Source organism: Brachybacterium sp. SGAir0954 (assembly GCF_005490785.1).
GTDB classification, from domain to species: domain Bacteria; phylum Actinomycetota; class Actinomycetes; order Actinomycetales; family Dermabacteraceae; genus Brachybacterium; species Brachybacterium rhamnosum.
On the sequence record NZ_CP027295.1, the window covers coordinates 249,523 to 263,042 of the forward strand.

Below are 13,520 nucleotides of genomic sequence, written 5' to 3' on the forward strand. Positions count from 1 at the left end.
ACACAGGACGGCCCCTGCCCCGGCGGCTCGTGGGAGTCGCAGGGCAGGGGCCGTGCCGGGCCCGTCGGGGCGTCAGCCCTTGACGGAGCCCTCCGTGAGGCCGCCGCGCCAGAAGCGCTGCAGCACCAGGATGAGGATCGCCAGCGGGATCACCGAGAGCAGCGCGCCGCCCACGGTGAGCTGGTAGAACTCGGGCAGGCGGTCCGTCTGCGCGCGCCAGTTGTCCAGGCCCAGGGTGATCGGGTACAGCTTCTCGTCCGCGAGCATGACCAGCGGCAGGAAGTAGTTGTTCCAGATGCCCACGAACTGGAAGAGCAGCACGGTGACGATCGCCGGCACCAGCTGCGGAAGGGCGATCCGGTGGAACAGCGCGATCTCGCCCACGCCGTCGATCCGCCCGGCCTCGAGCACCTCGTCCGGCACCGCCGCGTTCGCGTAGATGGAGGAGAGGAACAGGCCGAAGGGGCTCACGAGCGAGGGGATGAGCACCGACCAGTAGGAGTTGGTCAGGCCCACGGAGCTGAACAGGAAGAACAGCGGCAGCGCGGTCGCCGTGCCGGGCACGAGCACACCGCCCAGCACCATCGCGTAGACGAGCTTCTTGCCCCGGAAGTCGTACTTCGCGAGGGCGTAGCCGGCGGCGACCGCGAAGTAGGTCGCGAGCGCGGAGCCGAGGCCGGAGTAGATCAGCGAGTTCAGCGCCCAGCGGGGGAAGATCCCGCCGTTGGCGGTGAGCACGTTGCCGAGGTTCTCGAACAGCTGGAAGCCGCCGCCGAACCAGAAGCCGTTCGTCCCGAAGAGGGCGTCGGTGGACTTCGTGGCGTTGACGATCACCCAGTACACGGGCACCAGGAAGTAGATCGCGACGATCGCGAGGATCGCCGTGACGATGATCGTGACGGCAGGGTTCCGGCCGGCGGAGCGGCTGCCGGAGCGGCCGTCCTCGGCGGGGGTGCGGCGCTTGGCCGGCTTCTGCGCGGGACGGGGGCTGGTCGTGGTGCTCATCGGCGCTTCTCCATCCACTGCGAGATCCCCAGGGCGACGGCCGAGAGGACGAAGGCGGAGACGGCGATGATCACGGCCTGCGCGGCCGCCATGCCGATCTCGTTGTACTGGAACGCGTAGGCGTAGGCCGACATGTTCGGCGTGTACTCGGAGGTGATGCCCGCGCTCATGGTCTGCAGCAGGCGGGGCTCCGCGAACAGCTGCAGGGTGCCGATGATCGAGAAGATGATCGTCAGCATGAGGGCCGGGCGGATCAGCGGCAGCTGGATGTCCTTGACCACCCGGAACGTGCCGGCGCCGTCGATGCGGGCCGCCTCGTAGAGCTCACCGGGGATCGCCTTCAGCTGCGCGATGATGATGAGCATGTTGTAGCCCGTGTAGGTCCAGGTCACGATGTTCGCGATGGACCACAGCACCACGCCCGGGGCGAGGAAGTCGACGTCGATCCCGATGATCCCGAGGGTGTCCACGATGGGGCTGAGGCCCGGGATGTAGAGGAAGGACCACAGGATCGTCGCGATGACGCCCGGGATGCCGTAGGGCAGGAAGTAGGTCGAGCGGAAGAAGCCCGGCCACTTCGCGCTCGCGCTCTCGAGCAGCAGCGCGAGCACGGTCGCGGCGACGATCATGACGGTCACCTGCACCACGCCGAACAGGATCATGCGCCCGATCGAGGCGATGAAGTTCGCGTTGGACAGCGCCGCGGCGTAGTTCTCGAAGCCGGCGAAGACGCTCTTCACGCCGTCCTCGCCCAGCAGCCCGCTGCGCTCGACGGTGGTGAAGCTGTAGCCGACGGCCATGATGATCGGCACCACGACGGTGCCGAGGAAGAGCACCAGGAACGGTGCCATGAGGATCCAGGGTGCGGTCTTCGACCTCATCGTGCCTCCTCCGCGTTCAGGCCCATGCCCTGCATGATCTCCACGATCTCCTTCTGCACGGCGGGGAGCATGTCCACGAGCGGCACCTCGCCGCTGACCGCCTTCGTCATGCCGTCGCCGATCATCGCCATGGCGCGCTGCATGAGCGGCGCCCAGGTCCACTCGAGGTTCTGGCCGGCGGCCATGGGGACGATGACGTCCTCGTTGTAGTTCTGGCCGGAGAAGAACTCCGAGGGCTGCTGGCGGATCTTGCCGATGTAGTCCTTCGCCGGCGACCAGCCGATGCCGGAGTACTGGATCATCGCGTCGATCCCGGCGGGGTCGGTGCACATCCACGTGAGGAACTCGAGCGCCTCGGCAGGGTGCTTCGCGGTGGAGAGCACCGCGGCGGAGGAGCCGCCGTGCGCGCCGGAGGCGTAGCCGTCCTCCCAGGTGGGCATCGGGGCGACGGCCCACTTGCCGGAGCCGCCGGGGACGGTCTCGATGAGGGCGTCGGACCACGACCCGGAGATCGAGGCGAGCACCTTGTCGTCGCCGGCCGCCGCGTACCAGGGGGTGGTCATGGCGCCGTAGCCGGTGCCGACGAGCTTGTCCTCGAGGATCCCGTCCCAGAACTCGGCGACGCGCATGGAGGCGTCGTCGACCATGTTCACGATCCAGCCGTCACCCTCGGGCTTGTACCAGACGGCGCCGGACTGCATGGCCCAGGCGACGGGGTGGGAGCCGTCGGAGGGGTCGAGGGTGATGAGCGTCTTCCCGGCCTCCTGGACGGCGCCCGCGGTCTCGCGGAACTCGTCCCAGGTGGAGGGGGCCTTCAGGCCCAGCTCGCCCTCGAGGACCTCACGGTTGTAGAAGGTCGCGACGGGGCCGGTGTCCTGCGGGACGCCCCAGACGTTGTCGCCGACCTTGGCCTGGCTGATCGCGCCGGGGTCGAAGGCGGAGAGCTTGTCGTCGAAGCCGTAGCGGGAGAGGTTCACGAGCGCGCCGGCGAGCGCGAACTCGGGCACCGAGCGCAGCTCGACCTGGGCGATGTCGGGACCGCCGCCCGCGGAGACCGCGGAGAGGATCTTGGCGTAGCCGCCGGAGTTGCCGCCGGGGATCCAGGTCGTCTCGACGCGGATGCGGTCCTGGCTCGCGTTGTAGACGTCCGCGACCTTCTGGAGGTCCTTCAGCCAGGCCCAGTAGGTGATGGTGACGGGGCCGTCGCTCGCGGGGATGGTGGACTCGGCGTTGACGTCGCCGGGGTTGGGCGGCGCGCAGGCGGCCAGGGCGGCCGTCAGGGCCGCTCCTGTTCCCACCAGCGCGGAGCGCCGGGTCAGACGGGGCTTCATCGCTCTCCTTCTCGTTCCTCGTCCTCGAGGTCGCGGCAACACTACCCACGAATCCGTGTGCATGCACTATTTGCCCGGCCTCCCCGGAGTCACGGTTCGGGAACGTTCACCACGTGGGGCCCGCCGCACCGCGGCACCGCCGCACCCGGGACGCGGGCCGTCGTAGGCTCGAGGCGCACCCACCCGCGCGAAGGAGCCCCGTGAACGCCGAGCCCGCCACCCCCTCCCCCGCCGAGGACGACTCCCCCGCCGCTCCCACCCGCGACGCCGCCGCGTCGGCCGCGACATCGGCCGCCGACCGCAGCAACCCGGCCGACCGCCTCGTCACCACCGAGCACAGCATCGACCTCCCGGGCGGCCCCCTCCGCTATCGCGCCGTGACCGGCACCGTCGTGCTGCGCGAGGAGCCCGAGGGCGGCGAGTACGGCCGCGCGAGCGCCTACGCCGAGATGTTCTCCGTCAGCTACCTCGCCCGGCCGGCCGACGGGGCCGACGGCACCGCTGCCGACACCGCCTCCCGGCCCGTCGTCTTCGCCTTCAACGGCGGCCCGGGCGCCTCGACCGTGTGGCTGCACCTGGGCGTGCTGGGCCCGCGCCGGGTGGTCGCCGGGGACGCCGGCTCCCCCGTCGGCCCGCCCTGGGGTCTGGTCGACAACCCCGAGACGCTGCTGCGCGACGCGGACCTCGTCATGGTCGACGCGATGACGACGGGCTACTCCCGCCCCGTCCCCGGCGCGAAGCACGACCGCCACCACGGCTTCGCCGCGGACCGCGACCTCATCGCCTCCTTCGTCGTGGACTGGCTGACCCGCCACGACCGCTGGAGCTCCCCGGTGCACCTGGCCGGCGAGTCCTACGGGACCACGCGCGCCGCCGCGGTCGCCGCCCGACTGCTCGAGCGGTACTGGGTCGCGGTCGCCGGCATCGCGCTGATCTCCCCAGTGCTGGACTTCGGGACGCTCGAGTTCACGGCCGGCAACGACCGCCCCTTCGTGCACTACCTGCCCACCTACGCCGCGATCGCGCACGCGCACGGCAAGCACGAGGGGCGCCTCCTGCAGGACGTGGTCAACGAGGCGGAGGCCTTCGCGGAGCAGGAGTACCCGGCGCTGCTCGCGGCGGGCCTGCGCCTGGGGCCCGAGCAGGTCGCCGAGGCCGCCGCCCGGATCGGCGCGCTGATCGGCGTGGACCCGGACTGGGTGGAGCGGGCGGATCTGCGCGTCGAGCACATGGCCTTCCTCGCCGAGCTGCTGCGGGACCAGGGCCTGGTCACGGGCCGGATCGACGGTCGCTTCACCGCCCCCGCCGGGGACCGCAATGCCGCCCAGATGGAGACGGACCCCTCGATCGACCAGCTCGCCCCGGCCTACACGGGCGCGCTGAACCAGTACCTCGCGACCGAGCTCGGCTACCGCGACGACGTGGTCTACGAGATCATGGCCGGCCGCGTGCACCCGTGGAGCTACCAGGACTTCGAAGGCCGCTCCGTCGAGGTCGCGACGGACCTCTCCCGACTGCTGCGCCGCAGCCCGCACACCCGGGTGCTCGTCTCCCACGGCTACCACGACGCCGCGACGCCGTTCCATGCGAGCGAGCACGTGCTCGCGCACCTGCAGATCCCGCGCGAGGTCGCCGAGCAGCGGATCCGCGTCGAGTACTACGAGGCCGGGCACATGATGTACTGCCACGAGCCGAGCCGCCTCGCGCTCTCTGAGCACCTCGCGGACCTGGTCCGCGGGGCCGTCGGCGCCTGGTCCGAGCGGTCCGACGGCGTCTGAGCTGAGCAGGCCGACCGGCCGACGGGCCGACGGGCCGACGGGCCGACGGCGGATCCTGCCGCCGCGCCGGCTCAGCCCGCGGCGGTCCCGGAGCTGCTGCCGGAGCCGGTCGCCGCCCCACCCTGGGTGCTGCCGCTGCTCGAGCTGCCGGAGGAGCTGGATCCGCTCGAGGAGCTCGACCCGCTGCTGCTCGAGCCGGAGCGGCTGGAACCGCTGTCGGTCGAGCTCGACGAGCCGGAGTCCCCGGAGCTCGAGCTCGAGCCGCTGTCCGTGCTCGAGCTGTCGGTGCTCGAGGAGTCGGAGCTCGAGTCGCCCGTACCGGAACCGTCCGTGCTCGTGGAGCCCGAGCTCGAGCCGTCCGTGTCGGTGTCGCCCGTGCTCGAGGAGCCCGAGCTCGAGCCGTCGGTCGAGGAACCCGAGCCCGAGCCGTCGGTGCCCGTGCCGTCCGTGGTGGACGTGTCCGTGCTCGTGGAGTCCTCACCGGTCCCGTCGGTGCTCGTCCCGTCGGTGGTCGTGCTGTCGTCATCGGTGCCGCTCGAGTCGTCCGTGCCGCCGGAGTCGTCGCTGCTCGTGCGGGACTGCACGGCGTCACTCCCGGTCACCGAGCGCTGGATCTCGCCGGTCCCCGGGGAGAGCTCGACGCCGATCGCCCGCTGCACGCCGAAGACGGCGGCGAGACCGATCAGCCCCATGGCGAGGGTGGTCGCGGCGATCGTCGTCCAGCGCCGGCGCGGCGATCGGGCCGCGGCGCGGCCGTCACCCTCGAGGGGGGGACCGTCAGCGTCGAGCGCGGCGAGCCCGTCCTCGGCGCTGCGCACGGCGAGCCCGTCCTCGGTGCCGTCCGCCACGACGGTCGCACCACCGTCGGCCGCCGCCTGTGCATCCGCCCCGCGCTTCCGCCGCCGCCCCCGCAGGGTCGTCACCCGCTGGACGGTCTTCAGCGCGGCGGCGCTGCGCTTGACGGAGTCCGTGTAGATCGCGACGGCCCCGGCGGAGATCACGGAGGTGAGCGCGGCGCCGACGACGGTGCCGGCCACGCCGAGGTGCCCGCCGACCACGGAGGCTGTGGCCGCGGCAGCACCGCCCGCGAGCAGGCTCGTCGGCGAGAGGCTCCGCAGCGCCGAGTCGCGCTCCTTGCCGTCGCCGCCGTCGGGCGCGGGTGCCCCGCCCGTACCGTTCCCGGGAGGCGGGCCGCTCGGCCTCGCACCGGTGATGTGGTCGGTCCCGGCCCGTGCCGCGTCCCCCTGCCCCACGACCACCACGGCGGGCGGCCGGGCGGACTCGGAACTCGCGGCGGGCGACGTCTGGTGATGCACGGAGGAGGACATGGCACCACCGTGGAACGCTTTCGTCAGCGTTCCCCAGAGCCTTCCTCAGAGAACCCTGAAAGTCTCACGATCACCACCTTGACCTGCACCGATGCAGCCGATGAGCATCGTCACAGGCGGAACGTCCTCACGGTCCGCGCCGGCTCCGCACGAGCACTCCACCTCCCGCGCACGGCACCTCCGCGGCGCCTCCGCATCGGCACCCGTCGACCCGTCCACGACGGTCCGACTCGAGGGGCGGCACAGGGGCCGGAGGGGGCGCCGACCGGGCCGACCCACTCGCTGCGCCCGGCCACCCCACCGACGACGGGACCTCTACGTACGGGTCGGCCCCTCAGGGCGGGGACCCGTACGAAGAGGTCCCGTACACCCCGGCCCCCGGTGCCCGGCCCTGCGCCCGGCCCCGGCCCCCCACCTGCCACGGGACGTCCTCGCGCAGGTGTGCCCTTCACGGCAGGGACCTGCGCGATGACGTCCCGTGCGCCCAGGCGCGCAGCCGTGCACCGGACCCAGGGAGGCGCCCGTCAGGGACGGGCCGGCGAGGTCGAGTCGCGGACCACGAGCTGCACCGGGACCACGACGTTCGCACGCACCCCACCGTCGATCTGCTTGCCGAGGGCGTCCACCAGCTCCACGGCGATCCGGCGGAAGTCCTGACGCACGGTGGTGAGCGGCGGGTCCTCCGCCACGGCTCCGGCGGAGTCGTCGAAGCCGCCCACGAGCACGTCCTCGGGCACAGCACGGCCCGCCGCGCGCAGGGCGGCGATCGCCCCACGCGCCATGCGGTCGTTCGCGGCGAAGATCGCCTCGACGTCGGGGTGCTCGGCGAGGATCTCGGCGGCGCAGTCCTCTCCGCTGCGCTCCGAGTAGTCCCCGTGGCGGACGGTGACGATCCGCGCCGCGGCCCCCTCCGCGACGGACCCGTCAGCGCCCTCGGGCCCATCGGCCGCGCCCGTCCCACCGGCCCCGCCCGTCCTGCCGGCGTCACGGACCGCGTCGGCGAACGCCTCGGGGCGCAGGCTGCCGCCGGGTGTGTGCGCGGGGCCGGCGATCACGGCGAGGCGGCGGGCCCCGCGCTCCAGGAGGTGCCGGGCCATCATCCGGGCGCCCTCGCGGTCGTCCGCGGCGACGAAGGCGACGCGGTCCTCGAGGCCCGCCGGACTGCCCACGTTGACCAGCGGGATGCCGGCCGCCTGGATCCGCTCGAAGAGATGGTGCTGCGGCTGCGCGGAGGCCGTCACGGCACCGTCGACACCGCTCGTGAGCAGGAAGTTCTCCGCGCGCTTGGCGCTGTCCTCGTCGCCCGCGAGGAGCAGCACCATCGACTGGTCGCGGGCCGCGAGGGCCTGGCCCACCTCGATCACGAGGGACTCGAAGGTGGGGTCCTCGAAGAAGCTCGCGGGCGGCTCGTCGATCACGAAGGCGACGGTGCCGCTGCGGCCGGTGCGGAGCCGGCGCGCGGTGGAGTTCGCGACGTAGCCCGTCTCGCGGATCGCCCGAGCGATGGCCTTGGCGGAGTCCGGGGACACCCAGTGCCCGCCGTTGAGGTGCCGGGAGACGGTGCCCGTGGAGACGCCGGCGCGACGGGCGACCTCGGTGATCGTCGGGCGCTTGCCCGAACCGCTGGGTCGTGGGGTGGCCACGTGGCTCCTTCCTCGGGGCGGGTGCCGCGGGGAGGGCGGCGTCCGCTCGCCAGTATCGCCCAGCGGCGCGCCGCCCGCAGATCAGCCCTTGACGGCGCCGCCGGTGAGATCGGACTGCCAGTAGCGCTGCAGCAGGAGGAACAGGGCGATCAGCGGCAGGATCGAGACGAGCGCCCCGGTGACCACCGTCGTGTACATCGCGGGCTGGGAGGCGCCCTGGTTCATGAGCGTGGACAGGCCCACCGTGATCGGGAACAGGCTGTCGTCGCCGAGCATGATGTACGGGAGCATGTAGTTGTTCCACACGCCGACGAACTGGAACAGGAACACGGTGACCAGGCCCGGCATCATCATCGGCACGGCGAACCGGGCGAAGATGCGCAGCTCACCGGCGCCGTCCGTCCGGGCCGCCTCGATCATCTCCCGCGGGATCGACGCCCCCGCGTAGATGCGGGCGAGGTAGATGCCGTAGGGGTTGAGGATGCTGGGCAGCAGCACCGCCCAGTACGTGTTGGCGAGGCCCACCTCCGCGAACAGCAGGTACTGTGGGACGGCGAGGATCACGGCCGGGAGCAGCACACCGGCGAGGATGACGTTGAAGAAGAGCTTCTTGCCGCGGAAGTCGAACAGGGCGAGGCCGTAGCCGGCGGCGGCGGAGACCACGGTCGAGACGAGCGCGCCGCCCACCGCGTACAGGACGGTGTTCCCGGCCCACCGCACGAACAGGCCGTCGCGATAGGCGAAGAGGTCCCGGAGGTTCTCGATCAGGTGGGTCGAGGGGGCGAGCGTGAAGGTGGAGAACAGCTCGTCCGGGCTCTTGGACGCGGCCACCAGCACCCAGACGACGGGGAGCAGGCAGTACAGCGCGCCGAGCAGGAGGACCGCCGTGGCGAGGATCGAGGGGCGCTCGGCGCCGACCCCGCCGGAGGGTGCCGAACGGCCGTCGACGGGACGTCCGCCTCGGGAAGATCGTGCCGTCGCGGCGGGTCGCGCGGTCGTTCCGGCCGACGGGCCGGTCGCGGGGATGGCTGAGGTGCTCATGGTGGGGCTCACCGCTCTTCCTGGGCGAAGGCCTGGCCGCGCACGAGGCGCAGGAAGCCGAAGGAGATGACGAAGGTCGCGAGGGCCACGAGCACGGAGCCCGCGGAGGCGGAGTAGATGTCGTTCTCCGTGAAGGCGTCCTTGTAGATCAGCATCAGCGGCGACCAGGTCGTCGAGATCGAGCTGGTCAGCGGTCGCAGGAGCATCGGCTCGGCGAACACCTGGAGCGTCGCGATGATCGAGAAGACGCAGGTCATGATCAGCGAGGGCAGGATCATCGGGACCTTCACGCGGAGGGCGATCTGCAGCTCGGAGCAGCCGTCCAGGGTCGCCGCCTCGTAGAGCTCGCCGGGCACGGAGCGCAGCGAGGTGTAGAGGACGACCATGTTGAAGCCGGTGCCGCCCCAGATCCCGATGTTCGCGATCGCGAGGAGCACGAGCTGCGGGGACAGCACGTCCGGCAGGCTGCCGCCGAGGGCGTCCGCGACGAAGTGGAAAGGGCTGGTGCCGGGCAGGTAGAGGAAGCCCCACAGCAGCGAGGAGATCACCGCCGGGACGGCGTAGGGCAGGAAGATCGTGATCCGGGCGATGCGTCGCAGCCGGGCGCGCTTCGAGTCCAGCAGGAGCGCGAAGAGCAGGGCGAGACCCAGCATGACCGGGACGAGCACGAGCCCGTACAGGAGCACGCGGCCGGCGCTGCCGAGGAATTCCGGATCGGCGAGCACCTGTGCGTAGTTGCGCAGGCCCGCCCACTCCTGGTGGCGCCCGCCCTCGCCGAGGCCGAGGCCGACGACCTGCTCACGGCGCACGCTGACGTAGAGGGCGTAGAGGATCGGGATGGCGAGGAAGGCGAGGAAGCACACCGCGGCAGGGGCGACGAAGACGTAGCCGAAGCGGTCCGTGCGCCGGCGCAGGGTGGAGGCATTCGTGGAGCTCATGCGAGGTCGTACCCCTGGTTCTCGAGGTCGGCGACGGTGCCCGCCTGGATGGTGGCGAGGGCGTCGACGAAGGCTGCGGCCGTGGATCTCTGGGTCGCGGTGCCGAAGGCGTCGTTGAAGATCGAGTAGGCGACATTGACGTTCGGTCCGAAGGTGAGGGGGCGGACGCCCTCGGCGTTCGAGGTCGAGAGCTCGTAGAAGTCGGGCTGGTCGGCGAAGAACTCGGGCGGTGCGGAGAGGGCCTCGGCCGCGCCGGCCTGATCGGCGGGGAAGACGCCGCTCTTCTCGACGAGGGCGCGGACGCCGTCGGCCGAGGTGTTCATCCACTCGGCGAAGCGCACGGCCTGGGCGCGATGCGGCGAGCCGACCGTGACGGCGGTCGTGGAGCCTCCCCAGTTGCCGGTGGCCGTCTCCCCCGCTTCCCACTGCGGCAGCGTCGCCATCCGCCAGGAGCCGGCGGTGGAGCCCGCGTTGCCCGCGAGCACTCCGGGTGCCCACGCCGCGGAGACCCATCCCGCCTGTGTGCCGTTGTTCAGCGCCGCGTTCCACTGCGGGGTGTACATCGGGTCCCGGGCGATGACGCCCTCCTCGACGAGGCCGCCCCAGAACTCGGCGACGCGGCGTGCGGGCTCGGAGTCGACGTCCACCTTCCAGCGGTCGCCCGCGATCTGCCACCAGGAGGCGCCCGCCTGCTGGGCGAGGCCCATGAACAGGCCGGGGTCGGTCGAGGAGAAGGTCCCCAGGTACAGCGACGGATCCGCGCTGTGAAGGGCGCGGGCCGTCTCGGCATACTCGTCCCAGGTGGTGGGGACGCCCAGGCCGTGCTGCTCGAAGATGTCGGCGCGGTAGTAGAACTGCAGCGGCCCGGTGTCCTGGGGGATCGCATAGACGCTGTCGCCCTGAAGCTGCACGGAGGACCAGATCCCCTCGGCGAAGTGTCCCGCCGTGCTCGGCGCGAGGTCGGCGGAGATGTCCGCGACGGCATTCGCGGAGACCAGCGAGGTGATCGCCTGGTACTCGGCCTGGACGAGGTCGGGGGCGCCGTTGCCGGCGCGGACGGCCGTGAGCAGCTTGGTGACCGCGGCGTCCCCGGCGTCCTGGCGGCTCACGTCGACCTGCACGTCCGGGTTCTGCGCGTTCCACAGGGCGACGACGTCCTCGATCCCGGGGGCCCAGGTCCAGAAGGTCAGCCGGATGACGTCGCTGCCGGAGGACGTCCCGCAGGAGGCGAGTCCGGCGGTGCCGGCGAGCGCCGCTCCCGCGGCCAGGACCGTGCGACGGGAAAGTTGGCGGCCGGGTCGGCGGGGTGGAGCACTGGGCATCGTCGCCTCCTTGCGATGGGCGGACCGTCCGGGCTCGGACGGCGCTGGCGGGAAGCGTAGGACTGTGATCGATTACAGTCAAGCGCTCCACGTCAGGCTTGCACGCGACGAGCGACCGTGTCAGAGTTCGTCGTCATGCACCGTGATCGTTTCCAGCCTTCCGGCCCGACGGCTCCGGCCTCGCCGGCCGACGCCCTCCCCGCCCCCGGAACGGGACCTCGCGACGGCGCAGGACCCCGCCCCACCTGGCCGCTCGGCGTGGACGGCCTCGTCCACGGCGGGGACTACAACCCTGAGCAGTGGCCCCGGGAGACCTGGGCGGAGGACGCCCGCCTCATGCGCGAGGCCGGCGTGAACCTCGTGAGCGTCGGGATCTTCTCCTGGGCGAGCCTCGAGCCACGACGCGGCGAGTTCCACTGGGAATGGCTCGACGAGGTCTTCGACCTGTTGCACGAGAACGGCATCCGCATCGACCTCGGCACCCCCACCGCGGCCCCGCCCGCGTGGTTCTTCCGCGAGCATCCCGAAGCACGGGTGATCGACCGCGAGGGCCGGGCCCTCGGGCCGGGATCCCGCGGCATGGCCTGCCCCTCCTCCCCCGCCTACCGCGCCGCGGCCACCGGGATCACCCGCGCGCTCGCCGAGCGGTACGGCGACCACCCGGCGCTCGCTCTCTGGCACGTCCACAACGAGTACGGCGCGCCCGTCGGCGAGAGCTTCTCGGATGCCGCGCAGGAGGCCTTCCGCGACTGGGCGCTCGCACGCCACGGCTCGCTCGACGCCGTGAACACCGCCTGGGGCACGGCCTTCTGGGGCCAGGTGCTCGGCACCCGCGAGGACCTCCACGCCCCGCTGCCCACGCCCTCGATGCAGAACCCCTCGCTCGAGCTCGACTGGCGCCGCTTCAGCTCCGAGCAGATCCTCGACTGCTTCCGCGCCGAGCGGGACGTGCTCCGAGAGATCACCCCGCACGTGCCCGTGACCACGAACTTCATGGCGCACACCTGCCCCAACATCGACCTGTGGAAATGGTCCGACGAGGTCGACGTCGTCGCCAACGACCACTACCTCATCGCGGCAGACGAGCGGAACTTCGTCGAGCTCGCCCTCGACGCCGACCTCACCCGGTCGCTGTCCCGCGGGCGTCCCTGGATGCTCATGGAGCACTCCACCTCCGGGGTCAACTGGCAGGGCCGCAACGTCGCGAAGCGCCCCGGCGAGATGGCCCGCAACTCGCTGTCCCACGTGGGCCGCGGTGCGGACGCGGTGATGTTCTTCCAGTGGCGCGCCTCCCGCAAGGGCGCCGAGAAGTTCCACTCGGCGATGCTCCCGCACGCCGGGACCGGCAGCCGGATCTGGCGCGAGGTCACCGAGCTCGGCGCGACCCTCGGGTCCCTCGCGGCGATCCGCGGATCGAGGGTCCGCGCCGACGTCGCGATCCTCTGGGACTGGGAGTCGCACTGGGCGCAGGACCTCCCCTGGCGCCCCTCCGACGCCCTCCGCCACCGGGCGCAGATCCAGACCTGGTACGAGCGACTGTGGCGCGACCACCTGGCGGTCGACTTCGCGCACCCCGAGGACGACCTCAGCCGGTACCGCCTGGTGCTCGCCCCCGCCTCCTACCTGCTCACCGACGCCGCGGCGGCGAACATCGACCGCTACGTCCGCGAGGGCGGCCGCCTCGTGGTGGGACCCTTCTCCGGCGTGGTCGACGCCGAGGACGGCGTGCGCGCCGGCGGTCTCAACGCCGCGCTCGCCCCGGTGCTGGGAGTCGCCGTGCACGAGTTCTGCCCGCTGCGCGAGGGCGACGAGGCACGGATCGTCCTCGACGGGAGCCCGCTGCGCGCCCGGATCTGGTGCGAGGACCTGCACCTGGAGGGGGCCGAGCCCGTCGGCACCTACGTCGACGGCCCCGTGCCCGGCGGCGTCGCCGCGACGCACCACGCCCGTGGCGAGGGGCACGCCTGGTACGTGGCCTCGGACGTCGACGTCGAGGACCTCGCGGCCGTGCTGCGCGAGCCCTACGCCGCCGCCGGCCTCACCGTGCGGGACCTCCCCGAGGACGTCGAGCTGCTCGAGCGCACCCACGGGGACGGTACCTGCCACCTCATCGCGATCAACCACACCGCGGAGCCGGCGCGCATCCCCGTCGGTGACGGGGACCGGCTCGAGGTGCCTGCCGGCGGCGTCGCCACGGCACGGCTCGCCGCGGGCGCCTGACAGCCCTGCACCGCACCACCGCAGAACCACGAC

General features: G+C 72.2%; 10 protein-coding genes. 2 read left to right on the plus strand and 8 right to left on the minus strand.

Going from position 1 to position 13,520, the window contains the following annotated elements; translation table 11 throughout:
- Nucleotides 1–72 precede the first annotated feature (72 nt).
- From C1N80_RS01080 to C1N80_RS01090, 3 genes are read right to left on the minus strand one after another with little or no spacing between them, the layout of a single operon-like run.
- Nucleotides 73–1,005, minus strand: coding sequence for a carbohydrate ABC transporter permease (locus C1N80_RS01080; protein ID WP_137769073.1), 933 nt, complete (start codon nt 1,003–1,005; stop codon nt 73–75).
- Nucleotides 1,002–1,886: a carbohydrate ABC transporter permease gene (locus C1N80_RS01085; RefSeq protein WP_137769074.1), complete on the minus strand. Its 885-nt coding sequence runs from the start codon at nt 1,884–1,886 to the stop codon at nt 1,002–1,004. Before C1N80_RS01085 ends, C1N80_RS01080 begins: the two co-directional genes overlap by 4 nt.
- Nucleotides 1,883–3,217, minus strand: coding sequence for an ABC transporter substrate-binding protein (locus C1N80_RS01090; RefSeq protein ID WP_137769075.1), 1,335 nt, complete (start codon nt 3,215–3,217; stop codon nt 1,883–1,885). Before C1N80_RS01090 ends, C1N80_RS01085 begins: the two co-directional genes overlap by 4 nt.
- A 200-nt stretch (nt 3,218–3,417) precedes the next feature.
- Here C1N80_RS01090 and C1N80_RS01095 point away from each other — a divergent pair, with 200 nt between their 5' ends.
- Complete coding sequence (locus C1N80_RS01095) at nt 3,418–4,995, plus strand: S10 family peptidase (RefSeq protein ID WP_137769076.1); 1,578 nt, start codon at nt 3,418–3,420, stop codon at nt 4,993–4,995.
- A 71-nt stretch (nt 4,996–5,066) separates the two neighbouring features.
- Here the strand turns inward: C1N80_RS01095 and C1N80_RS01100 are convergent, their stop codons facing one another.
- From C1N80_RS01100 to C1N80_RS01120, 5 genes are all read right to left on the minus strand, one after another.
- Nucleotides 5,067–6,323, minus strand: coding sequence for a hypothetical protein (locus tag C1N80_RS01100; RefSeq protein ID WP_137769077.1), 1,257 nt, complete (start codon nt 6,321–6,323; stop codon nt 5,067–5,069).
- Between the two features lie 524 nt (nt 6,324–6,847).
- Nucleotides 6,848–7,966, minus strand: coding sequence for a LacI family DNA-binding transcriptional regulator (locus C1N80_RS01105; protein WP_137769078.1), 1,119 nt, complete (start codon nt 7,964–7,966; stop codon nt 6,848–6,850).
- A gap of 81 nt (nt 7,967–8,047) precedes the next feature.
- The gene (locus C1N80_RS01110) at nt 8,048–9,007 is read right to left on the minus strand and encodes a carbohydrate ABC transporter permease (RefSeq protein WP_137769079.1); all 960 of its coding nucleotides are present in this window, start codon (nt 9,005–9,007) and stop codon (nt 8,048–8,050) included.
- Between the two features lie 8 nt (nt 9,008–9,015).
- Complete coding sequence (locus C1N80_RS01115; protein WP_137769080.1) at nt 9,016–9,945, minus strand: carbohydrate ABC transporter permease; 930 nt, start codon at nt 9,943–9,945, stop codon at nt 9,016–9,018.
- Nucleotides 9,942–11,267, minus strand: a complete 1,326-nt coding sequence (locus C1N80_RS01120; RefSeq protein ID WP_137769081.1) for an ABC transporter substrate-binding protein — start codon at nt 11,265–11,267, stop codon at nt 9,942–9,944. Before C1N80_RS01120 ends, C1N80_RS01115 begins: the two co-directional genes overlap by 4 nt.
- 135 nt (nt 11,268–11,402) lie before the next feature.
- Here C1N80_RS01120 and C1N80_RS01125 point away from each other — a divergent pair, with 135 nt between their 5' ends.
- Nucleotides 11,403–13,487, plus strand: a complete 2,085-nt coding sequence (locus tag C1N80_RS01125; protein ID WP_137771596.1) for a beta-galactosidase — start codon at nt 11,403–11,405, stop codon at nt 13,485–13,487.
- Nucleotides 13,488–13,520: the final 33 nt, after the last annotated feature.

Bases quoted from the DNA above. Each gene is read 5' to 3' on its own strand.
- C1N80_RS01115 (WP_137769080.1), bottom strand. From the start codon at position 9,945: ATGAGCTCCACGAATGCCTCCACCCTGCGCCGGCGCACGGACCGCTTC.
- C1N80_RS01125 (WP_137771596.1), top strand. From the start codon at position 11,403: ATGCACCGTGATCGTTTCCAGCCTTCCGGCCCGACGGCTCCGGCCTCG.
- C1N80_RS01085 (WP_137769074.1), bottom strand. From the start codon at position 1,886: ATGAGGTCGAAGACCGCACCCTGGATCCTCATGGCACCGTTCCTGGTG.
- C1N80_RS01090 (WP_137769075.1), bottom strand. From the start codon at position 3,217: ATGAAGCCCCGTCTGACCCGGCGCTCCGCGCTGGTGGGAACAGGAGCG.
- C1N80_RS01120 (WP_137769081.1), bottom strand. From the start codon at position 11,267: ATGCCCAGTGCTCCACCCCGCCGACCCGGCCGCCAACTTTCCCGTCGC.
- C1N80_RS01080 (WP_137769073.1), bottom strand. From the start codon at position 1,005: ATGAGCACCACGACCAGCCCCCGTCCCGCGCAGAAGCCGGCCAAGCGC.
- C1N80_RS01100 (WP_137769077.1), bottom strand. From the start codon at position 6,323: ATGTCCTCCTCCGTGCATCACCAGACGTCGCCCGCCGCGAGTTCCGAG.
- C1N80_RS01110 (WP_137769079.1), bottom strand. From the start codon at position 9,007: ATGAGCACCTCAGCCATCCCCGCGACCGGCCCGTCGGCCGGAACGACC.